This is a genomic window from Brachybacterium netajii (SeqCode) (assembly GCF_054114245.1).
Genome location: NZ_JBSYXB010000007.1, coordinates 76324 through 96608, shown reverse-complemented (window position 1 = coordinate 96608; position 20285 = coordinate 76324). Strand labels below are relative to the sequence as shown.

The following is a 20285-nucleotide window of genomic DNA, read 5'->3' as shown; positions in this document are numbered from 1 at the left end:
AAGGGAAGCACATGACCACCAAGCTCATCCTCACCAACGAGGTCTCCGGCCTCGGTGCCGCCGGCGACGTCGTCGAGGTCAAGGACGGCTACGCGCGCAACTACCTGCTGCCGCGCAGCCTCGCGACCCCGTGGACCAAGGGCGGACAGCGTCAGCTCGATCAGATCCGCGCCGCGCGCGGCAAGCGCGCGATCGCCAGCATCGAGGACGCCCAGTCCCTCAAGGCCGCCCTCGAGTCGAAGCCGATCGTCGTCGCCGAGCGCGCCGGCGAGAACGGCCGCCTCTTCGGCGCCGTGACCTCCTCGGAGATCGCGGACGGCGTCAAGGCGACGTTCGACCGCGAGATCGACCGTCGCACGGTCGAGTTCCCCACGCCCGTCAAGGCGCTGGGCGAGCACAAGGTCACCGTGCGCCTGCACGAGGACATCTTCGCGAACCTGGTCGTCCAGGTCGTCGCCGCGAAGGGCGCCAAGGCCTGATCCCTGCGATCAGCCTGCCCTGAACGGCGCCTCGCGCCGTTCCCGGAGCGCCCCGCACCTTCCGAGGTGCGGGGCGCTCCTGCATGTCCGGGGCCGTCGGATCGGGCGGTCGGGCCGGACGTCAGCGGCCGGGCCCCTCCGCCTCGATCTCGGCGAGCACCTCGAGGCCGCGACGCAGCTCGTCGGCGCGCCCGGAGAAGGGGATGCGGAGCGCATGCGGCCAGCCCGTGCCGCTCGGGGAGAAGAGCGCGCCGGGGCTGAGCGCGACGCCCCGTCGGCCGGCCTCCTCGACGAGCTCCGCGGCAGGACGCCGGGTGCCGGTCGCCCAGATCGAGAGGCCGCCGTCGGGCTCGCGCCACTCCCAGTGCGGGAGCCGCTCCCGCAGGATCCCCGCCGCGACCTCGTAGGAGGCGGCGATGTGCGCGCGATGGGCGGGGACGGCGGGCGAGCGGCCCGCGTCGTCGTCGACGTCGACGTCGGGATCCGGGGCGGAGAGCAGGCGGGCGGCGATGCGCTGCTCGAGCGGCGGGGCCCCGAGGTCCACGCCGAGGCGGATCCGGGAGATCGCGTCGGCGATCTCCGGCGCGGTGCGGATCCAGCCGATCCGCAGACCTGCCCACAGCGACTTCGAGACGGAGCCGACGAGCACCGTCCGCGCCCCGGAGCCGGCGACCGGCGCCGGCGGCAGGATGCCCGGGCGCCAGGCCATGCCGGTCAGGGTCTCGTCGATCAGGAGCGGCGTCCCCGTGCTCGCCGCGGCGCGCAGCAGGCGCGAGCGGTCCGCGGCCCCGAGCAGGCGGCCGCCGGGATTGTGGAAGTCGGGGGTGAGCACCGCGGCGTCGAGGGCGCCCGAGCCGACGGCCCGGACGAGGACCTCGCCATGGGCGTCGGCGACGTCGAGCGGCACCGGGCGCCGACGCGCGGCGGCGATCACCCGGGCGGTGTTGGGGTACCCGGGGTTCTCCGTCCCCACCCGGGCGCCCGGGGAGGTCACCGCCCGCAGGGCCAGGTGCAGTCCGCTGACGGCCCCGGTCGTGACGAGCACCTGCTCGGGCTCCGTCGGCAGCCCGCGCCGCGCGTAGTGCGCGCAGATCGCCTCGACGAGCTCGGGCAGGCCGTCGGCCGGGACGCTGCCCCAGGCGGCATCGTCGACGAGGTCGCCGACGGCCGCTTCCGCGACCTCCTGCAGGCGCGGATGCGGCGGCAGGACGGTCGCCCGGAGGTCGACGGTCCCGGCGGGCGGCGACTGCGTGCGGGCGGTGAGCGACTCGACCGGGCGCGACCGCCCCGGCGGCGCGAGGACGACCCGCCCCGACCCCTGGCGGGAGGCCAGGACGCCGCGGTCCCGGGCCGCGTCGAGGGCCCGCACGACGGTGCCGCGGGAGAGCCCGAGCTGCTCGGCGAGGCGACGCTCCGAGGGCAGACGCATCCCCGGCGCCAGCCGTCCCTCGGTCGCGAGCGCGACGAGGCGCGCCGTCAGCCACTCGGTGCGGCCCTCCGCCGGCGGCGCGCCGAGCAGCGGGACCAGCGGCGGAGCAGGGAGCGGGGCGAGGGGTGAGGGGGGTGAGAGGGGTGAGAGCGGGGAGGCCACGGGGCCAGTGAACCATGATTGGCCCTATGGCACGGGGCCAGATGCCGGCAGGATGCTCCTATGCCCGCTCCCCTCCAGAACGTCCCGCTGCGCGAGCAGCTGCGTCTCGACCGCCTTCCCCTGCGCCTGCTCACCCTCGCCCTCGGCCTGACCGGCTTCGGCGCGGGCATCGCGCTGATCCTGCGGGCCGGCCTCGGCGCCGCCCCCTGGGACGTGCTGTCGGTCGCGATCGCCGAGCGCACCGGGCTCACCATCGGCACCGTCACCGTGATCACGAGCTTCCTGGTGCTGCTCGCGTGGATCCCGCTGCGGCAGCAGCCGGGCATCGGCACCCTCGCCAACGCGATCTGGGTGGGCGTCTCCATGGATCTCACGCTGCGCCTGGTCCCGCCCGCCGAGAGCGCGCTCGCGGGGGTGGCGCTGCTCGTCGGCGGGCTCGTCCTGAACGCCGTCTCCGACGCCGTCTACATCGGCGCCCAGCTGGGCCCGGGCCCCCGCGACGGCCTCATGACCGGCATCCACCATCGCTGGGGCCTGCGGATCGGTCCCGTCCGCGCGGTGATCGAGGTGGCCGTGCTGGCGGCGGGCTGGCTGCTGGGCGGGCCCGTCGGCCTCGGGACGATCGTGTACGCCCTGGGCATCGGCCCGATCGTCCACCATGTGCTGCCGTGGACCACGCTCGCCGTGCGCCGTCGGGACGCGCCGCTGCCGGAGGAGCCCGTCGCCGCGGATTAGGCTCCTGCAGGGTGAGCACTCCCCTCCCCGACCCCGCGACCCCGCCGACGGATCCGTCGGCCGCTCCGCCGTCCTCCGACGGTGCGGGCGGCCATGCGCTCGCCCGCTCGCTCGGGCACGGCCAGATGGCGATGATCGCCATGGGCTCCGCGCTCGGCACGGGTCTGTTCCTCGGCTCCGGCGAGGCCATCGGCTACGCCGGCCCGGCCACGATCCTCTCCTTCGCGCTCGGCTCCGTGATCGCCGCGACGATCGCGCTGGCGATGGGCGAGATGGCCTCCCGGCATCCCGTCCGAGGCGGCTTCGGCACCCTCGCCGCCCGCTACCTCTCGCCCTACTGGGGGTATCTCGCGCGCTGGCTGTACTGGATCGTGACCGTCGGCGTGACCGGCACCGAGCTGGTCGCCTGCGCCGCCTATCTGGCCTACTGGTTCTCGGCGGTGCCGATCTGGGCCGGGATCCTGGTGTTCGCGGCGATCATCGTGGGCATCAACCTCGCGAGCGTCGGCTCCTTCGGCGTCGTCGAGTTCGCGCTGAGCTCGATCAAGGTCGTCGCCGTGCTCGTGTTCATCGCGATCGGCCTGTTCCTGGTGGTGTTCGGCCTGCCCGAGCAGAGCGCCCCGGGGCTGCACCGGCTCGTGTCCGACGGCGGCTTCCTGCCGATGGGCTGGTCATCCGTGTGGGTGGCGCTGTCGGTCGTCATGTTCTCCTTCGGCGGGATCGAGCTGCTGTCGATCACCGCCGCCGAGGCGAAGGATCCGGCTCGCTCCATCCGCACCGCGGCCCGCACGACGATCGTGCGCCTGGCCTTCTTCTACGTCCTGTGCATCGGCATCGTGCTCGCCCTGGTGCCCTGGCGCGAGGCCGCCTCCTCCGGCGGAGAGGTCGCCACCTCGCCCTTCGTCATGGTCTTCGACCGCATCGGCGTGCCCGGGGCGGCCTCGGTGACGAACCTGATCGTGCTGATCGCCGCGCTCTCGGCCGCCAACGCGAACCTGTATGCTGGCTCCCGCATGCTCCACTCCCTCGCCTCCGACGGCCTCGCCCCGCGGATCGCCGCCCGCACGACGGCGCGGAGGGTGCCGCTGGTCGGCATCGGCGCGAGCTCGATCGGCATCGTGGGCGCCGCGGTGCTCGCCTTCAGCGGCGTCGGCGGCGTGTTCGGCTACATGATGAGCCTCGTCGTGTTCGCGGTGATCACCGTCTGGCTGCTCATCCTCATCACCTACATCGCGTTCCGCCGCTCCGGGGTCGACGGCGCGACCTTCCGCATGCCCGGGGGGATCGTGACCGCCTGCGTCGGCATCATCGGCCTGCTCGCGGTCTTCGCGACCGTCTTCGTGCGCGAGAGCATGCAGGTCGCCGCGATGGTCGGGATCCCCGCGGTGATCGTCGCGACGGTCCTGTACGTCGCGGTCGCCCGCCGCCGGATCGACCCGGCCGACGTCGACGAGGCCTTCGCCGAAGCCGAGTCGATGCGCTGAGCCGGCGGGCTGGGCCGGCGCGCTGAGCCCGTCGGGCGGCGACCGGATAGGTTGGAGCCATGTTCGGAGAATCGAAGCAGCTGCGACGCGAGAACGAGACCCTGCGCAGCCGGATCAGGTCGCTCGAGGGCCTCGTCACGGAGCTCGCGCGGCGGGCGGGCGTCGGCGAGGCGGAGCTCTCCGCGATGCGCGGGAGCGCCCGACCGGGCATGACCGCCGAGATCGACCAGGCCCTCGCGCAGGGCGCGAAGATCCAGGCGATCAAGCTCTACCGCGAGCACACCGGCGTCGGCCTCAAGGAGGCCAAGGACACGATCGAGGACTACGAGCGGAGCTCGCGCGGAGGCTTCCTGGGCTGAGTCCGGCGCCCCGTCCGGCCGACGGGCAGGATGCTGACGTGGCGTGCGTTACGTTGGCCCGTTCCGGTTTGTTCGTCGGGTTCTTGCAGGGTAATCTTGAGGAACCTTCGGCGTTGGTGTGTACAGCCTGGTGTCGAAGATATGCGCGAGTGGCGGAATAGGCAGACGCGCACGGTTCAGGTCCGTGTGCCCGAAAGGGCGTGGGGGTTCAACTCCCCCCTCGCGCACCGCAGGCAGAGTCCCTGTGGCCAGCAGAAATGCTGACCATGGGGACTTTTGTCATGCCGGGGTGCTTCGGTGGTCGGGCGCTTCGGTCGTCGGGCTCGTCGGTCCCCGGGGCCTCTCGGTCTCCTGGCGGCCCGCGCCGCGCAGCAGTCCGGAGGCGCGGGCGCGATCAGCGGGCCGCGTCGTCCAGGACGATCCGCAGCATCGCGCGCGCATGCTCGAGCGTGTCGGCATAGCCGGCGGCTCCGCCCGCCTCCGCGCAGGCTCCGCCCGCCTCCGTGCAGGCTCCGCTCGCCTCCGCGGCGGCCGCGTGGGCGGACCGCTCATGGGAGAAGGTGCCGACGACGCGGATCATGCCGGCCATCAGATGGGTGACCACCACGGCGATGTCGCGGATCTCCGCCTCGCCGCGGTCGGGGTGCTGGTGTCGCACCCGCAGCTCGATGATCTCGCGCAGATCGGCCTCCAGGGCCAGGATCCGCCGCATCTGCGCCGTCATCAGCGTCGGATGCGAGCTGATCACCTGCAGGCGCTCGTCGAGGGAGACCGCCTCGACGTCCGGCGGAGCGGTCACGATCCCCATCGCCTCGAGGAGCATCGGACCGTCCCCCACGATGAACCGCCGCACCGCGGACTCGTCGATGTGCGGCATGTGGCGGCCGAGGAGCGCATCCTCCTTCGCCGGGTAGTGGTTGAAGAATGTGCGCTGGCTTATGCCCACGACGTCGCAGATCATCGCGACGGTGACCTCGTCGTACCCGTGCTCGAGTACGAGGTCGACGGCGGCCCTCTCGATCGCGTCGGCGGTGCGCTCGCCGCGGGTCCTCGCTGCCGGGGCGGACTTCTCGCTCATGCCCCCACAGTACGGCGCGCCACACCCTGCTGGACGCACAAAGATGCAGTGACTAAAGTTCCCGACTGCAGAGACTGCAGATTGCAGCGCGTCGATCGGAACCGAGGCCCTATGACCACCACCGCCGCACCCATGGTGCTGACCCGACGTCGGGTCTGGACGATCTTCGCGGCCCTGCTCGCCGGCATGCTGCTGTCGAGCCTGGACCAGACGATCGTCTCCACCGCCATGCCCACCATCGTCGGCCAGCTCGGCGGCGTGGACCACCAGATGTGGATCACCACCGCCTACCTGCTCGCCACGACGATCGTCATGCCGATCTACGGCAAGTTCGGCGACGTCCTCGGGCGCCGCCACCTGTTCCTCATCGCCATCGGCCTGTTCACCCTGGCCTCGGTGGGATGCGCCGTCGCCACCGACTTCTGGATGTTCGTGATCTTCCGCGGTCTGCAGGGCCTCGGCGGCGGCGGGCTGATGATCCTCTCGCAGGCGATCATCGCCGACATCACGCCCGCCGACGAGCGCGGCAAGTACATGGGCGTCATGGGCGGCGTCTTCGGCCTGTCCGCGGTCGCCGGGCCCCTGCTCGGCGGCTACTTCGTCGATCATCTGACGTGGAACTGGGCGTTCTACGTGAACATCCCCGTCGGCATCGCGGCCTTCATCGTCGGCGTCGTCGCCATGAAGCTGCCGACGAAGCGCGCGACCCGGAGGATCGACATCCCCGGGGTGGTCGCGCTGTCGATCACGACGGCCTCGCTGATCCTCTTCGCCGACTTCGGCGGGGACGACGCGCACGGCTGGGACGCGGCGACCACCTGGCTCTTCGGCGCCGCCTTCCTCGTCGCGGCCGCGGCCTTCGTGCTGATCGAGTCGCGCGCCGAGGATCCGATCATCCCGCTCTCCCTGTTCCGGAACCGGCTGTTCATGCAGGCCACGCTGATCGGCTTCGCCCTCGGCATCGGCATGTTCTCCGTGATCGGCTTCATGCCCACCTTCCTGCAGATGGCCTCCGGCACCTCCGCCGCCGAGTCCGGTCTGCTGCTGATCCCGATGATGGCCGGGATGATGGGCATGTCGATCCTGTCCGGCGCGCTCGTCGCGAAGACCGGGAAGTACCGCGTCTACCCGATCGTCGGCGCGGCCGTCATGATCATCGGGACCCTGCTGTTCGCGACCATGACCGCGCAGACCCCGATCTGGGTCATCTGCGCCTACCTGTTCGTGTTCGGCTCCGGCATGGGCCTGATCATGCAGATCATGGTGCTGGTCGCGCAGAACTCCGTGGCGGCGACGCAGGTCGGCACCGCCACCAGCACCAACAACTACTTCCGCGAGGTCGGCGCCTCCCTCGGCACCGCGGTCTTCGGCACCGTGTTCACCACGCGCCTGACCGAGCGCCTGATCGCCGTCTTCTCCGAGTCCGGGGCCAGCGGCGGCGACGCGGCCTCGGCGGCCGCGACGATCGATCCGGCGAGCATGTCGGAGCTGCCCGAGGCGGTCCGCGACGGCATCGTCGGCGCCTACGCCGACGCCCTCACGCCCGTGTTCTGGTATGTGCTGCCGTTCCTCGTGGCCGCCCTGATCCTCGCGCTGTTCCTGCGCCAGATCCCGCTCTCGCACGAGACGGGCCTGGTCGCCCGCGGCGAGGCCGTCCTCGGCGAGGACCTGGGCGGGACCGCCGTGGATGCTGCGGACGGGAAGGGCCTGACGGGCGAGGCCGACCCGACGGATCCCGCGGACCCGTCGGATCCCGCGGACCCGTCGGATCCCGCCAAGGAGCCGCAGAGGGTCTGATCCCGACGGGGATGCAGAACGGGCCCGCGCCGACGGTCGCATCGTCGGCGCGGGCCCGTCGGCCGTGTCAGAGGATGAACTCGAGCGGGTCGAACTCGTCGATCTCGATGATCCGGACGCGCGGCAGGCGGCCGGTGAACGCGGAGACGTCGTACTCGAGGTCGAAGAACTCGATCCCGGGGACGGTCCGCAGCTCGTTGGACATGAACTCCTGGAACCCGACGATGCCGGTGCGGCGCTCGGGGTCCTCGGCCAGCTGCGTCATCTGCGGGGCGAAGTCGCTGTCGTGGCTGACCAGCATGACGTCGGCATCGCGCTCGACGAGGGCCTCGGCGGTGCGCTGGATCGCGATGTCCACGACCTTGCCCTCGCCGCGCAGCGGGATGGTCTTGTAGCCCAGCGCCAGCAGCGCCTGCACGAAGCTCATCGGCAGGGAGTCGCCGACGGCCAGGAAGAACAGGCCGCGGACCTCCTGCTGCCAGGTCTCCTCGGCGTAGGACAGGAGCTTGTTCCAGCGCGGACGCTCATCGGGCTGGGGGCGGCGCCCCAGGACGGAGACGCCGAGCGTCGCATCGATGTTCTCGCCGTCGACCAGGAGGAAGGTGGTGCGTTCCGTCATGGGTCGACCCTACGCGTTCCTGGAGGTTCACAGGGCGACACGCCGCCCCTCGTCGTCCGTCGGCCCTCCGCCGTCCACCTCCGCGGGCCGCGCGGGTGCGGGCGGGGCTACGGTGAGGAGCATGCCCTGGCCCGCGCTGCATCAGACCTACGCCGCCGCCGTCCCCGAGCTCTCCGTCCCCTGGGCGGCCGAGGCGCCGTCCGCGCCGTGCCTGCTGTGGCTGAACGAGGAGCTCGCACGGGAGCTCGGCCTCGACCCCGAGGGCCTGCGCACGCCGGACGGCATCGCCCTGCTCGCCGGGCAGGTCGACGGGGACGGCGGTCCGCGCGCTCCCGGCGCGGCCGCCCCCGAGCCGCCCTTCACGACCGCGCAGGCCTATTCCGGCCACCAGTTCGGCAGCCCCAATCCCCGGCTCGGCGACGGCCGCGCGGTGCTCCTCGGCGACCTCGTCGACACCCTCGGGAACCGCCGGGACCTGCACCTCAAGGGCTCCGGGCGCACGCCCTTCGCGCGCGGCGGCGACGGGAAGGCACCCCTCGGGCCGATGCTGCGCGAGGCGATCGTCGGCGAATCCCTGCACGCGCTCGGCATCCCGACGACGCGCGCCCTCGCCGTGCTCGCGACCGGGGAGCGGATCCCGCCCCGGCAGGGGGTCGTCCCCGAGCCCGGGGCGATCCTCGTGCGCGTCGCCGCGAGCCACCTGCGGGTCGGGACCGTCCAGTTCGCCGCCTGGCACCATGATCTCGACGTGCGCCGCGCGCTCGTCGACCACGCGATCGAGCGCCACCATCCCGCCGCCCGGGACGCCGAGAACCCGCCCCTGGCGCTGCTGCGGGCCGTCATGGAGGCGCAGGCGGAGCTGGTCGCGCAGTGGATGCTCGTCGGCTTCGTCCACGGCGTCATGAACACCGACAACATGACGCTCTCCGGGGAGGGCATCGACTACGGGCCCTGCGCCTTCCTCGGCGTCCAGCGCCGCGGCGCCGTCTTCAGCTCGATCGACCGCGAGGGCCGCTACGCCTACGGCAACCAGCCCGGCATCGCGCTGTGGAACCTCTCCCGCTTCGCCGAGGCCCTGCTCGAGCTCATCGACCCCGCCGAGCCCGACGCCGCCGTCGACGCCGCGACCGCCGTCCTCGAGGACTTCGCCCCCCGCTATCGGCGCGCGCACGCCCGCGGGCTCGCCGCGAAGCTCGGGATCGCGACGGCCGCGACGGCCGGGCCCGTGGCGGCAGGCCCGCGGGAGGCGGCCGACGACGCGGCGCTGCTGGAGGAGGTGCATGCGCTGGGGGAGGAGCTCTCCGCGCTGCTCGAAGCGCAGGGGATCGACCGCACCGGCTTCTTCCGGGCGCTCGCGGAGGAGGCACCCGCGGAGGAGGCGCTCGCGGAGGGGGCGCCCGGGATGCAGGGCGACGCCCCGGCCGACGGCGCCGCCGCCCTGTTCGCGCAGCCGGCGCCCTTCAACGCCTGGCGGGAGGAGCTCGAGCGGCTGCGCTCCCGGGCGCCCGCGGCCGACGCCGAGGAGGCGGTCGCGCGCATGCTCCGCACGAACCCGGTCCACATCCCCCGCAACCTCGCGCTCGACAGCGCCCTGCGGGCCGCTCACCTGGGAGACCTCGGTCCGTTCGAGGCGCTCATGGATGCCGTCCGTCGGCCCTTCGAGCGCCTGCCGGGGCTCGAGCATCTCGAGCGCGGCAGCGGCGACGACGACGGATTCGTGACCTACTGCGGGACCTGACGACCCGCCGCATTTCCCGTGAAGTGGTGGACGTCACACTCGGATCGGTGCATGCTGGCGGGGCGAGGAGCGCCCGGGGAGTGCTCCGCAGGGGGTTCCTCGTCGTCGTCGGACCGGAGACGGGCCGACGGCCGGACCGTCGATCCCGAGCATCGGAGAAGACCGTGAATCCCCTGGAGTCCTACGACTGGGCGGGGCTGGGCCTGAAGATCCTGGCCGCCGTCGTCGTCATCATCCTGACCGCCATCCTCGCGATGCTCGTCAGAGCCGGCGTCGCGAAGCTGACGCAGAAGGTCCCCGCCCTGCGGCGACCCGGTGCCGACGGCGCCGGCATCGGCAACGCGCTCGGCACCATCGCCTCGATGCTCATCTGGCTCCTGGGCCTGATCGTCGTGCTGGGGATCTTCCAGCTCTCCGGCGTCCTCAGCCCCGTCACCACAATGCTCGAGCAGGCGCTCTCCTTCATCCCCAACATCGTCGGCGCGATCTTCGTGTTCGTCATCGGCCTGACTATCGCCAAGATCGTCAAGGCGCTCATCGTCACCGCGCTGAACGCCGTCGACTTCGGGAAGCTGCTGGGCACCGCCCAGTCCGGCCTCGACCGGGCGACCGGGGGCATCGCCTCCGCCGCTCCCGCCGCGAGCCCGGCCGGCGCCCACCCGTCGGCCCCCGCCGGCCAGCATGGCCAGCAGGCCCCCGCCGGTCAGCCGGGCCAGCAGGGGCATCCGGCCGCAGCGGGCCGTCAGCGCTCGCAGGTGCCCGAGATCCTCGGCTCCGTCGTGTTCGCGCTGATCATGATCGTCGTGTCGATCGCCGCGCTGCAGATCCTCGGCATCGCCTCGATCTCGGATCCTGCCGCCGCGATGCTCACCGCGGTGTTCACCGCGATCCCCAACATCATCGCGGCCGTCGTCCTCGTGGGCCTCGGCGTGCTCATCGCCCGCTTCGTCTCGGGCCTGTTCCGACCGATCCTGGACGCGTCCGGGATCGACGCCTGGCTCGTCAAGCAGGAGATCCTCCCCGAGGGCTCCTCCGCCACCCCGGTGGTGCTGCGCATCGTCGAGATCGCCGTCGTGCTGTTCTTCGCCGTGATGGGCGCGCAGGTCCTCGGGTTCCCGCAGATCACCGCGATCCTCTCGGAGATCCTGGCGCTCGGCGGCAGCGTCCTCTTCGGCGGTGCGATCATCGCCGCCGGCTTCTTCCTGGCGATGATCGTCGGGAAGATCCTCTCCGGCACCGTCTCCGTCGTCGTCCGCTGGGCGATCATCATCCTGTTCATCGCCATGGGCCTGCAGTCGATGGGCGTCGCCGACTCGATCATCGAGATGGCCTTCGGCGCCCTCGTCATCGGCGGTGCGGCCGCGGCCGTGCTCGCCTTCGGCCTCGGCGGACGCGACGCCGCCGCCCGCCAGCTCGCCAAGCTCGAGCACGCCCAGCAGGGGAAGGCGCCGGCCGGCGCCGGCTCCGGGTTCGCCTCCTCGCCCGACGGAGGGCTGTCGGCCCCGGGCTCGGCGCCGTCGGCCCCGTCGGGTCCCGGCGCGGCACCCGGCTCCGTGCCGCGGACGGACCCCGGTCCCAGCGCCTGAGCGCTGGCGCACCCTCCCAGGACTCCGCAGGCGGCGGCGCCGGACCGCTGCCGTCTGCGGGTGCATCCGCGGCCCCGTCGGCCCTCCCGGCCGACGGGGCCGCGGCGCGCCCGGAGCGCCGCCCGGATCGCTCGCCGAATAATCCGTTGCCCCCTGCGCGGGCCGGGTCTAGCGTGGAGGCACACAAGGAAGGAGGTGATCCGAGGAATGATTTCCCATCGGACATGTGAGGTGGCTCGCCGCTGAGGCGACCATCGACCTGATCCGCTCCGGCGGACCTTCAGATCGACGGACCCGCAGCGAATACCACCGAGCTGCCCGGACCCGCAGGGGTCGGCCTTCGTCCAGCCGACCAGCGCGAATGCGCAACCTGCGGGTCTGCCCCTGCCCAGACGCGGTGGCCGATACGCTCGCACCATGAGCCAGTCCTCGCCCGTGCAGCCGCCGACCCCCGCCGTCGCGCTCATCGCGCCGACGATCGACGAGAGCGCCGTCGTCCGCGTCCCCGGACCGCGCCAGGACGCCCCGCTCGTCGTCCTCCTCCACGGCCTCGGCAGCCACGAGCGCGACCTCGTGGGCCTCACGCCCTTCCTGCCGACGGACTTCCGCTACGTCTCCCTGCGCGGCATCTACGCCTACGGCCAGGGCTACGCCTGGATGGACTGGCCGCTGGACCCCGAGGATCCGACGTCCGTGGAGACCTCCGCCGCCGCCGTCGCGCGCTGGATCGCCGCGCAGGACGCGCCCGTCGTCGGCGCCATCGGCTTCTCCCAGGGCGCCTGCCTCGCCCTCCAGCTGCTGCGGCAGGACCCGCAGGCCCTCGACTGGATCGTGCAGCTCTCGGGCTTCCCCTTCCCCGCCCCCCTGCCGGGCGACGCCGCGCTCGCCGAGGCCTCGCCGCGCGCGCTGTGGGGCCACGGCGGTCTCGACCCGCACTTCGGACCCGAGCGGGAGGACGCGATCCGCGCGTTCATGCACGCCCACTTCACCCTCGAGGAGGAGCGCCGGCCCTCCCACGGGCACGCCGTCGACGAGGTCGAGCTGCGGGCCATCGCGGCCTTCCTCCAGCGCCGCGCCGACGAGCGCGCCGACGCCGCCGGAACCGGTTCCTGAGACGGCGGAGCCGTTGCCCACAGGACCATGCCGCCGCCCAGGGAACGGGCTGTAGCATTCCGTCATTCCGTCGCGAAGGACGCGACGGCCATGAGGAGCACCAGGAGATCATGAGCGCCGTCGGCGACGCCCCCTGTGACAGTCCCGGGCCTACGGGCCTGACACCGAACACCTCCCCCCAAGGGGACTCTCTGACCTGCGGCGACGATGCCGATGGCGGAGAAGCCCCCGAGGAGGGGCATAGTCCCGAGGTCGGACTCCGCTCCGACCGGGCACGAATTCCCGAGCAGGACCGCCGATGGAACTGATCGGCATCCTCCTCTCCCTCGCGGCCAGCCTGCTGCTGATCGCCGCCTGCGGCGGCTTCGTCGCCGCCGAGTTCTCGCTGATCACCGTCAACCGCAATGACGTCGAGGCGGCCGCCGCGAAGGGCGACAAGCGCGCCCAGGGCGTCCTGCACGGCATGCGGACGCTGTCCACGCAGCTCTCGGGCGCGCAGCTCGGCATCACGGTGACGAACCTGGCGATCGGCTTCCTCGCAGAGCCCGCCATCGCCGACATCATCGCGCCGCCGCTCGAGGACCTCGGCCTGAACGCCGTGGCCGCCCGCTCGGTGTCCGTCGCGATCGCCCTGATCCTCGCCACCGGCCTCACCATGGTCTTCGGCGAGCTCGTCCCCAAGAACCTCGCGATCGCGAGACCGCTCGGCACGGCGAAGGCCGTCGTCGGCTACCAGCGGGCGTTCTCGACGATCCTGGCGCTGCCGATCCGGCTGTTCAACGGCAACGCCAACGCGATCGTGCGCCGCTTCGGCATCGAGCCGCAGGAGGAGCTCAGCTCCGCCCGCAGCGCCGACGAGCTCTCCGCCCTGGTCCGCCGCAGCGCCGCCGAGGGCGCGCTCGCCGCGGAGACCGCGCATCTGGTCCAGCGCACCCTCGCCTTCGGCGACCGGCGCGCCCATGACGCGATGGTCCCGCGCGGGCGCATGGACTCCCTCGACGTCGACGACACGGTCGAGGACATGCTCGACCTCGCCCGCGAGTCCGGCCATTCGCGCTTCCCGGTGCTCACCGAGGAGAACGAGATCGCCGGCATCGCGCACATCCGGCGGGCCCTCGCGGTGCCCTTCGCCGAGCGCGGCGAGGCGCGCGTCGACGCGATCATGGACGCCGCCACCTTCGTGCCGGACACGGTCCCGCTCGACGACCTGATGGACACCCTCCGGGCCGGCGGCCTGCAGATGGCCGTCGTCGTCGACGAGTTCGGCGACCATGCCGGCCTCATCACCCTCGAGGACCTCGTCGAGGAGATCGTCGGCGAGGTCCGCGACGAGCACGACGAGGAGACCGACGACCATCCCGAGCCCGATGGCTCCTGGGATCTCGACGCGCGCCTGCGGCCCGACGAGGCCGCTGAGCGGCTCGGCGTCACGGTCCCCGAGCACGAGGACTACGACACCCTCGGCGGCCTGGTCACCCTCGAGCTCGGCCGTCTGGCCGAGGTCGGCGACGAAATCGTCGTGGACACCGATCCGGTCCCCGGCGAGGACCCCGCGCGCCTGCGCATCGAGGTCCGCGAGATCGACGGCCTCCGCATCGAGACCGTCCACGTGAAGGTCGAGGCGATGCCCGACGACGAGGACTCCGAGAGCTCCGAGAGCACGTCGGGCTCCGAGAGCGCGGCGGACGCCGCGGCCGACGGCGACGGCGAGCCCGGGAAGAGCGGGAGGAACGGCAAGAACGGCAAGAACGGGAAGCGCGGCAAGCGCGAGAAGCGGGAGCGCCGCGAGGCGCGTGCCGCGCAAGACGAGGACCGGCCGGAGGCGGACCGATGAGCGACTACGGGGGCATCGCCCTGACCATCGTGCTGCTGCTCGCCAACGCGTTCTTCGTCGGCGCCGAGTTCTCGCTGATCTCCGCGCGCCGATCGATCATCGAGCCCAAGGCCCTCGAGGGCAGCTGGGCCGCGAAGATCACCGTCTCGGCGATGGAGCAGGTCTCCCTCATGCTCGCCGGGGCCCAGCTCGGCGTGACCGTGTGCTCGCTCGCGCTCGGCGCGATCAGCGAGCCCGCGATCGCGCACCTGCTCGAGGTGCCCTTCGAGGCGATCGGCGTGCCGGAGGCGCTCCAGCATCCGATCTCCTTCGCGATCGCCCTGTCCCTGGTGACCTACCTGCACGTCGTCTTCGGCGAGATGGTCCCCAAGAACATCGCGCTCGCGGGCCCGGAGCGGATGGCCCTCATCCTCACCCCGGTGCTGATGGGCTTCACGATCATCCTGCGTCCGGTGCTGTGGAGCTTCAACGCCGCCGGCAACCTGACGCTGCGGATCCTCGGCATCGAGCCCAAGGACGAGGTGACCAGCGCCTTCACCCGCAACGAGGTGGCGGCGATGGTCAGCGAGTCCCATGACGACGGCCTCCTCGAGGACAACGACGAGGCGCTCCTGCTCGGCGCCCTCAGCTTCGAGCAGCGCAGCGTCGCCAACCTCGTCATCCCGCTCGCGCAGGTCACGACCCTCCCCGAGGGCGTGACCCCCGCGGCCGCCGAGGCCGCGGCCGTCGAGGGCTACTCCCGCTTCCCCGTGCGCGCCGCGTCGGGGGAGCTCACCGGCTACGTCCACATCAAGGACCTGCTGGAGGCCGACGCCGAGCATCGCGAGCTCCCGATCCCGTCCGCCCGCATCCGGCATCTGCCCGAGGTCGGCGCCGAGCAGCCCCTGCGGCAGGCGCTGACCAGCATGCAGGCCTCCGGCGCGCACCTCGCGGCCGCGACCGACGCGGGCGGGACCGTCATCGGCATCGTCACCCTCGAGGACATGCTCGAGGAGCTGGTGGGCCAGATCCGGGACGACTCCCGCCTGGCCGCCTGATCCGGTGCTGGTCCGATCCGGCCGACGGGCCCGCGGAGCCTCCTCCACGGGGCGCTCTGCGGGCTTCGCCGCGACCTTCCGTCCTCGCCGGGTCGCCGTGGAGGCGGCACCATAGGGGGATGAGCATCCCCCTCGGCCCGTCGGCCTCCACGCCCGACCCCTCCGCCTCCGCATCGATCGTGCCGCCCGTCCCGTCCGGGCCCGAGGGGCCCGCGACCAACGTGTGGACGGCGGCGGTGCAGCGCAACCCCCAGCATGCGCAGGCGTTCGCCGAGCGCTGGCGGCGGATGGCCGCGGCCGGGCAGGACATCGTCGGCGAGGCGCGGCTGATCGACGCCATGGCGGGTCGCGGCGCCCGCATCCTCGACGCCGGCTGCGGGACCGGCCGCATCGGCGGCTACCTCGCGGCGGCCGGGCACGAGGTCGTCGGCGTCGACCTCGACCCGGAGCTGATCGCCGTCGCCGAGGCGGACCATCCCGGGTCCCGCTGGGAGGTCCAGGACCTCGCGACCCTCGATCTGCGCGATGAGGACGGGCAGCCCCTGCGGTTCGACCTGCAGGTCAGCGCCGGGAACGTGATGACCTTCCTGGCGCTCGACGAGCGTCGCCCCGCGCTCGAGCGCCTGGCCGCGCATCTCGCCGCGGACGGTCGGCTCGTCGTCGGCTTCGGGCTCGCCCGCGGCTACTCGGCCGAGGACTTCGCGGCCGACACCGCGGCCGCGGGCCTGCGGATCCAGCAGCGGTTCGCGTCCTGGGATCTGCGCCCCGCCGACGACGACTTCCTCGTCGCCGTGCTCGTGCACGGCTGAGCGCGGGCGCCGGACGCGCCGTCCGGCGGTCGTTCGCCGTCGCCCGACGACGGGCGTCGGGCGGCGATCAGGCCGCGTCGTCGCCGTGGGACTCCTTGCCGGGGATGCTCGTGACCGTGGTCAGCAGGAAGACGGAGTCGTCGAGCGCCTCGACCGAGTGCCGGTGATGGGTGAGCGCCTCGAGGCTGCCCGTGGCCAGCTCGACGGCCTCCTCGCCGGTCACGCGGACCCGACCGCGGATCACCTGGATCGATGCGGCCGGCGGGGAGTTGTGCTCGGCGAGGCGGACGCCCTGCATGAGGGCGATGACCGTCTGGCGCAGCGGACCGTCGTTGACCAGCAGCTCGGCGTGCCGGCCGTGCTCGGACCTGCGGGCCTGGTCGATGACCTTCTGGATCTCGTCGGACAGGGCAGCCATGGGAACCTCCTGGTCGTGTCGGGGTGACGCGCCCAGTATCCGCCAGCGCGCGGTCCGCGTCAGGCGATCGGCGGAACCGCGGCGGGCTCCGCGCCCCAACCGTCGTCGGACCGATCGTCGGCCGACGGCGGATCCGCGAGGGCGCGGGCCTCGGCGAGGACCTGGCGCTCGCTGAGGCCGAGCGCGGCGGCAGCCGCGGCGACGTCGCGGAACTCGGGCTCGCGGCGGACCACTGTGCCGTCGGCCGCATGCGCGACCTTCACGGCGATCCGCTGGCCCCGCACCGCGATGCTCTCGAAGTCCCGCCGACGGATCACCCGCTCCACCCGGTGCATCCGCACGCCGAGGCTGCCGGTGAGATCCATGATCCGCAGCGCCGCCTGCTCCGCGGACCCCTCCCTGACCAGCGCGTGGATCGTCACGGCGGGGCGTCCGCGCTTCATCACGATCGGCGTGGTCCAGGCATCGAGCGCACCCTCGGCGAGGAGCGCGTCGACCGCGCCGGGCCACAGCCGCGGGTCGAGGTCGTCGACGTTCGCCTCGAGCTGGATCGCGGACTCCGGGGTCGCATGCGCGTCGGCCGGTGCCGGGATCGTGCCGGCCGGCAGCGCGGCGTGGTCGGCCGACGCCGACGCTGACTCCGGTGCCGACGCCGACTCCGGTGCCGGTGCCGCTGCGCCGGGGACGCCGGGGCGGCCGACGAGCACCCGCACCACGTTCGGGCGGCCGGGGGTGTCCTTGGTGCCGGCGCCGATGCCGACCGCCTCGAGGGTCATCGCCGGCTGCGGGCCCGCGACCGACGCCAGGCCCCGCACGAGCGCCACCCCCGTCGGGGTCGCGAGCTCGCCGATGCCGGGGGCGACACCCGCGGGAACCCGTCGGCCGCCGTGCTCATGCGGGCCGCCGGCCATGTGCGCGGGCAGGTCGGCGTCGGAATCCGGGACCTCGACCGGATGCGCATGGGAGTGAGCGTGGTCGTGATCGTGGGTGTGCGGGTGCTCGTGCGTGTGCTCGACGGCGGGGCCGTGCTCGTGCGCGTGGTCGGCATCGTGCGGGTGCTCGTGCGGATGCGGGTGGTCGTGGGTGTGCGCGGGGGCGTGGCCGCGCGGGGGCAGGAGCTCGCCGGCGACCGTCGGCCAGCCGATCGCGAGGCGGACCACCGCCGGGACCGGGACCGGGATGTCGCCGTGGGCGGCGCGGATCCGGCCGGAGCCGACGGCGATGGCGCCGCCCGCGCCGTCGGTGACGCCCAGCTGCCGCCAGGCCTCGCAGGCGCCGATCACATCGGCCAGGGAGTCGAGCGCGCCGACCTCATGGAAGTGGACGTCGTCGGCCGGGACCCCGTGGGTCTCGCCCTCGGCCTCGGCGAGACGGCCGAAGACCGCCAGGGCCAGGTCGATCGTGCGCTCGGGGACGTCGGCGCTCCCGCGGGCGCCCTCGAGGAGCGCACGGATCGACGCCCAGGTGCGGTGCGGCGGATCCGCGGCGAGCACCTCGACGTCGACCTTCGCGGCCCCCTGCCCGCCCCGGTCCACGCGGCGCAGGACGAAGCGCACCGAGCCGGGGACCAGGGCGTCGAGCACCCGCTGGACGCCGTCGAGATCGGCACCGGCGTCGATGAGCGCCGCCAGCAGCATGTCGCCCGCGACGCCCGCGGTGGCGTCGATGTAGGCGAGGCGCCGCGGCGCTGCGGCAGGGGAGAGGGCGGAGGTCGAGGTCATGGATCGATCGTAGGGCGATGCCGAGGCCGACGGGCGGGCGGCCCGCAGGGCGTCCCTCGGGATCGGCCGACGGGGTCAGCCCTCCTGCGGGGCGCTGATGTTCGCCTGCCAGCGGATCCCGTAGCGGTCGGTGAGGGCGCCGTAGACGTCGCCCCACATCTGCTTCTCGAGGGGCATCGTGATCTGCCCGCCGTCGGCGAGGGCCTCGAAGGCCGAGCGGATCAGCTGCTCGTCGTCGCCCATGAGCGCGAGCGTCATGTTCGATCCGGGGGTGAACGGCTCCGGCGACATGCCTTCGATCCAGTCCGACACGTAGAGCCTGATGAGGTCGGAGACCTCGAGGCTCCCGTGCATGATCAGGTCGGTCGCCGGGTGGCCCTCGGGGACCGCATGGAACTCGCCGAAGGTCGCGAAGGTCGGCGTCCCCCCGAGCGCGCGGCCGTAGAACTCGAGGGCCTCGCGGGCGGTGCCGGGGAAGTTCAGATAGGGATGGAGTCCTGCAGGCATGGTGTGCTCCTCGGAGTCGTCGTGTCCCGGGCGCGCCGCCACGGATCCGGCAGCGGGCCCGCGCGCATCGTAGGCACGGAGGAGGGGATGACGGAAGGGTCTCCTCAGCCGCCGTCGGCCTCCCGCCGGAGCCGGTCCAGATCGTGCAGGGAGGTCCAGCGGCGACCGGAGTCGACGATGCCCTCCCGCTTCCAGCGGCTCATCACCCGGGAGACGGATTCGGGCGTGGAGCGGGCCAGGCCCGCGAGATCGGCGCGGGAGAGGGGGACCTCGAGCAGGATCCCGTCGGCGCCGCGATCCTCGCCGAGCTTCCCCGCGAGGCGGAGCAGCGCCATCGCGACCCGCTGCGGAACCGTCTCGGTGACCTGTCCGCCGATGTCGGCGCGGGCCCGGGCGAGACGGGCGGCGACGTCGTCGAGCACCCGCAGCGCCACCACGGGCTGCTCCATGAGCACCGTGCGGAAGTCGGCCTGGCCGATGCGCAGCGCGCACGTGCCGACGAGCGCGATCGCCGACTGCCGATGATGCGGCTCCCCGAGGGTCCCCATCGCACCGAACAGCTCGCCCGGCACCAGCAGATCCGTGACGGTCTCGGTGCCGTCGGGCGTCAGCTGGGACAGCTTGACCCGGCCCTCGGCGACGACGAAGAGAGCGTCGGCGGGCTCGCCGGCGCGATAGATCGGCTCGTCGGCCGCGAAGGTGCGGGTCCGCAGCAGGGAGTCGACGCGCAGCAGCGTCTCCTCGCCGAGGCCGCGGAAGTACGGGGTGCGGTCCAGGACCGTGAGGCGGACGGGCTGCGGACACTCGTGCGGCAGCGTGATCTCCCGCAGCGGGATCGTGCGCCGGGCACCCGGCCGATCGGCCCGCTGCTGCTCGTCCTGCACCGTCACGGCGTCCTCCGCTGCCTCGGATCCCTCGCCGGTGCGGCGCGCGCAGCGCGGCACCCGGCCTGGTCGCAGCAGACTATCCAGCTCTCCGGACGCGTGGGGGGGGACGGCTGTGCGGACGATTGACGGCCGTCATGGGACGCCGCCCCGGACCTCCCTACGGTGAGGCCATCACCCGGGGAGACGCCCCGGGGACATCCCGGAAGGACGGCCCGCCATGACCGCCAGCACCAGCCCCCGCATCGTCCGCACGACCCTCCGCGCCCAGGGCTTCAGCTGCCCCTCGTGCGTCGCGAAGATCGAGAAGCAGGTCGGCCGCCTGCCCGGCGTCCAGGGCGTCGAGGTCCGATTCGCCTCGGGCCGCGTCGAGGTCGACCACGACCCCGCGGTCGCCACGACCGACGATCTCGTCGCCGCGATCGCGAAGGCCGGCTACACCGCCGTGCCCTCCGCCTTCTGACGCCCGCCCCGTTTTCCGCCGGGCCCGCCCGGC

The 20285-nt window shown here is 73.1% G+C and carries 19 protein-coding genes and 1 tRNA gene; 13 read left to right on the top strand and 7 right to left on the bottom strand.

The window, feature by feature from the left end:
* Window positions 1-11: 11 nt before the first annotated feature.
* Entirely contained in the window at window positions 12-479 is a 468-nt protein-coding gene (gene rplI, locus ACXET9_RS12875; RefSeq protein WP_457887032.1) for a 50S ribosomal protein L9, read from the top strand.
* A 121-nt stretch (window positions 480-600) separates the two neighbouring features.
* Here rplI and ACXET9_RS12870 read toward each other — a convergent pair whose 3' ends face one another.
* On the bottom strand, window positions 601-2070 hold the full coding sequence (locus ACXET9_RS12870) for an aminotransferase-like domain-containing protein (protein WP_457887031.1): 1470 nt from the start codon (window positions 2068-2070) through the stop codon (window positions 601-603).
* A 60-nt stretch (window positions 2071-2130) separates the two neighbouring features.
* Here ACXET9_RS12870 and yczE point away from each other — a divergent pair, with 60 nt between their 5' ends.
* The 4 genes from yczE to ACXET9_RS12850 all read left to right on the top strand — a co-directional run bounded on the left by yczE (window position 2131) and on the right by ACXET9_RS12850 (window position 4875).
* On the top strand, window positions 2131-2805 hold the full coding sequence (yczE, locus tag ACXET9_RS12865) for a membrane protein YczE (RefSeq protein ID WP_457887030.1): 675 nt from the start codon (window positions 2131-2133) through the stop codon (window positions 2803-2805).
* Window positions 2806-2930: 125 nt separating this feature from the next.
* A complete protein-coding gene (locus tag ACXET9_RS12860; protein WP_457887094.1) occupies window positions 2931-4289 on the top strand; it encodes an amino acid permease in 1359 nt (452 codons plus the stop codon).
* 59 nt (window positions 4290-4348) lie between these two features.
* Complete coding sequence (locus tag ACXET9_RS12855; RefSeq protein ID WP_457887029.1) at window positions 4349-4648, top strand: ribosomal protein L7/L12; 300 nt, start codon at window positions 4349-4351, stop codon at window positions 4646-4648.
* Window positions 4649-4791: 143 nt separating this feature from the next.
* A tRNA-Leu gene (locus tag ACXET9_RS12850) sits at window positions 4792-4875 on the top strand.
* A 167-nt stretch (window positions 4876-5042) separates the two neighbouring features.
* Here ACXET9_RS12850 and ACXET9_RS12845 read toward each other — a convergent pair.
* On the bottom strand, window positions 5043-5726 hold the full coding sequence (locus ACXET9_RS12845; protein ID WP_457887028.1) for a TetR/AcrR family transcriptional regulator: 684 nt from the start codon (window positions 5724-5726) through the stop codon (window positions 5043-5045).
* 111 nt (window positions 5727-5837) lie between these two features.
* On the opposite strand from ACXET9_RS12845, the gene ACXET9_RS12840 reads away from it, so the two are divergent.
* Complete coding sequence (locus ACXET9_RS12840) at window positions 5838-7523, top strand: MDR family MFS transporter (protein WP_457887027.1); 1686 nt, start codon at window positions 5838-5840, stop codon at window positions 7521-7523.
* A 67-nt stretch (window positions 7524-7590) separates the two neighbouring features.
* Here the strand turns inward: ACXET9_RS12840 and ACXET9_RS12835 are convergent, their stop codons facing one another.
* Complete coding sequence (locus ACXET9_RS12835) at window positions 7591-8142, bottom strand: NYN domain-containing protein (protein ID WP_457887026.1); 552 nt, start codon at window positions 8140-8142, stop codon at window positions 7591-7593.
* A 121-nt stretch (window positions 8143-8263) separates the two neighbouring features.
* Between ACXET9_RS12835 and ACXET9_RS12830 the strand changes: the two genes are divergently transcribed.
* The 6 genes from ACXET9_RS12830 (at window position 8264) to ACXET9_RS12805 (ending at window position 16259) form a co-directional block, all read left to right on the top strand.
* On the top strand, window positions 8264-9880 hold the full coding sequence (locus tag ACXET9_RS12830) for a protein adenylyltransferase SelO (RefSeq protein WP_457887025.1): 1617 nt from the start codon (window positions 8264-8266) through the stop codon (window positions 9878-9880).
* Window positions 9881-10044: 164 nt separating this feature from the next.
* Window positions 10045-11466 (top strand): mechanosensitive ion channel, encoded by a 1422-nt coding sequence (locus ACXET9_RS12825; RefSeq protein WP_457887024.1) that lies wholly within the window; start codon window positions 10045-10047, stop codon window positions 11464-11466.
* A gap of 417 nt (window positions 11467-11883) precedes the next feature.
* On the top strand, window positions 11884-12579 hold the full coding sequence (locus ACXET9_RS12820; RefSeq protein WP_457887022.1) for an alpha/beta hydrolase: 696 nt from the start codon (window positions 11884-11886) through the stop codon (window positions 12577-12579).
* A 298-nt stretch (window positions 12580-12877) separates the two neighbouring features.
* Entirely contained in the window at window positions 12878-14413 is a 1536-nt protein-coding gene (locus tag ACXET9_RS12815) for a hemolysin family protein (RefSeq protein WP_457887021.1), read from the top strand.
* Complete coding sequence (locus tag ACXET9_RS12810) at window positions 14410-15450, top strand: hemolysin family protein (protein ID WP_457887020.1); 1041 nt, start codon at window positions 14410-14412, stop codon at window positions 15448-15450. Before ACXET9_RS12815 ends, ACXET9_RS12810 begins: the two co-directional genes overlap by 4 nt.
* Window positions 15451-15569: 119 nt before the next feature.
* A complete protein-coding gene (locus tag ACXET9_RS12805) occupies window positions 15570-16259 on the top strand; it encodes a class I SAM-dependent methyltransferase (protein ID WP_457887019.1) in 690 nt (229 codons plus the stop codon).
* 67 nt (window positions 16260-16326) lie between these two features.
* Here ACXET9_RS12805 and ACXET9_RS12800 read toward each other — a convergent pair whose 3' ends face one another.
* From ACXET9_RS12800 to ACXET9_RS12785, 4 genes are all read right to left on the bottom strand, one after another.
* Window positions 16327-16677, bottom strand: a complete 351-nt coding sequence (locus ACXET9_RS12800) for a hypothetical protein (RefSeq protein ID WP_457887018.1) — start codon at window positions 16675-16677, stop codon at window positions 16327-16329.
* A gap of 59 nt (window positions 16678-16736) precedes the next feature.
* On the bottom strand, window positions 16737-18398 hold the full coding sequence (gene larC, locus ACXET9_RS12795; RefSeq protein ID WP_457887017.1) for a nickel pincer cofactor biosynthesis protein LarC: 1662 nt from the start codon (window positions 18396-18398) through the stop codon (window positions 16737-16739).
* A 75-nt stretch (window positions 18399-18473) separates the two neighbouring features.
* On the bottom strand, window positions 18474-18905 hold the full coding sequence (locus ACXET9_RS12790) for a VOC family protein (protein ID WP_457887016.1): 432 nt from the start codon (window positions 18903-18905) through the stop codon (window positions 18474-18476).
* Window positions 18906-19009: 104 nt separating this feature from the next.
* Window positions 19010-19795 (bottom strand): Crp/Fnr family transcriptional regulator, encoded by a 786-nt coding sequence (locus ACXET9_RS12785; RefSeq protein ID WP_457887015.1) that lies wholly within the window; start codon window positions 19793-19795, stop codon window positions 19010-19012.
* Window positions 19796-20009: 214 nt separating this feature from the next.
* Here ACXET9_RS12785 and ACXET9_RS12780 point away from each other — a divergent pair, with 214 nt between their 5' ends.
* Window positions 20010-20252 (top strand): heavy-metal-associated domain-containing protein, encoded by a 243-nt coding sequence (locus tag ACXET9_RS12780; protein WP_457887013.1) that lies wholly within the window; start codon window positions 20010-20012, stop codon window positions 20250-20252.
* The last annotated feature ends 33 nt before the right edge of the window (window positions 20253-20285 follow it).

What these genes read in the sequence shown, in the direction of transcription:
- ACXET9_RS12830 (WP_457887025.1), top strand. Translation starts at nt 8,264, where the DNA reads ATGCCCTGGCCCGCGCTGCATCAGACCTACGCCGCCGCCGTCCCCGAG.
- larC (WP_457887017.1), bottom strand. Translation starts at nt 18,398, where the DNA reads ATGACCTCGACCTCCGCCCTCTCCCCTGCCGCAGCGCCGCGGCGCCTC.
- ACXET9_RS12815 (WP_457887021.1), top strand. Translation starts at nt 12,878, where the DNA reads ATGGAACTGATCGGCATCCTCCTCTCCCTCGCGGCCAGCCTGCTGCTG.
- rplI (WP_457887032.1), top strand. Translation starts at nt 12, where the DNA reads ATGACCACCAAGCTCATCCTCACCAACGAGGTCTCCGGCCTCGGTGCC.
- ACXET9_RS12855 (WP_457887029.1), top strand. Translation starts at nt 4,349, where the DNA reads ATGTTCGGAGAATCGAAGCAGCTGCGACGCGAGAACGAGACCCTGCGC.
- ACXET9_RS12805 (WP_457887019.1), top strand. Translation starts at nt 15,570, where the DNA reads ATGAGCATCCCCCTCGGCCCGTCGGCCTCCACGCCCGACCCCTCCGCC.
- ACXET9_RS12840 (WP_457887027.1), top strand. Translation starts at nt 5,838, where the DNA reads ATGACCACCACCGCCGCACCCATGGTGCTGACCCGACGTCGGGTCTGG.
- ACXET9_RS12835 (WP_457887026.1), bottom strand. Translation starts at nt 8,142, where the DNA reads ATGACGGAACGCACCACCTTCCTCCTGGTCGACGGCGAGAACATCGAT.
- ACXET9_RS12780 (WP_457887013.1), top strand. Translation starts at nt 20,010, where the DNA reads ATGACCGCCAGCACCAGCCCCCGCATCGTCCGCACGACCCTCCGCGCC.
- ACXET9_RS12800 (WP_457887018.1), bottom strand. Translation starts at nt 16,677, where the DNA reads ATGGCTGCCCTGTCCGACGAGATCCAGAAGGTCATCGACCAGGCCCGC.
- ACXET9_RS12845 (WP_457887028.1), bottom strand. Translation starts at nt 5,726, where the DNA reads ATGAGCGAGAAGTCCGCCCCGGCAGCGAGGACCCGCGGCGAGCGCACC.
- ACXET9_RS12790 (WP_457887016.1), bottom strand. Translation starts at nt 18,905, where the DNA reads ATGCCTGCAGGACTCCATCCCTATCTGAACTTCCCCGGCACCGCCCGC.
- ACXET9_RS12820 (WP_457887022.1), top strand. Translation starts at nt 11,884, where the DNA reads ATGAGCCAGTCCTCGCCCGTGCAGCCGCCGACCCCCGCCGTCGCGCTC.
- yczE (WP_457887030.1), top strand. Translation starts at nt 2,131, where the DNA reads ATGCCCGCTCCCCTCCAGAACGTCCCGCTGCGCGAGCAGCTGCGTCTC.
- ACXET9_RS12860 (WP_457887094.1), top strand. Translation starts at nt 2,931, where the DNA reads ATGGCGATGATCGCCATGGGCTCCGCGCTCGGCACGGGTCTGTTCCTC.
- ACXET9_RS12810 (WP_457887020.1), top strand. Translation starts at nt 14,410, where the DNA reads ATGAGCGACTACGGGGGCATCGCCCTGACCATCGTGCTGCTGCTCGCC.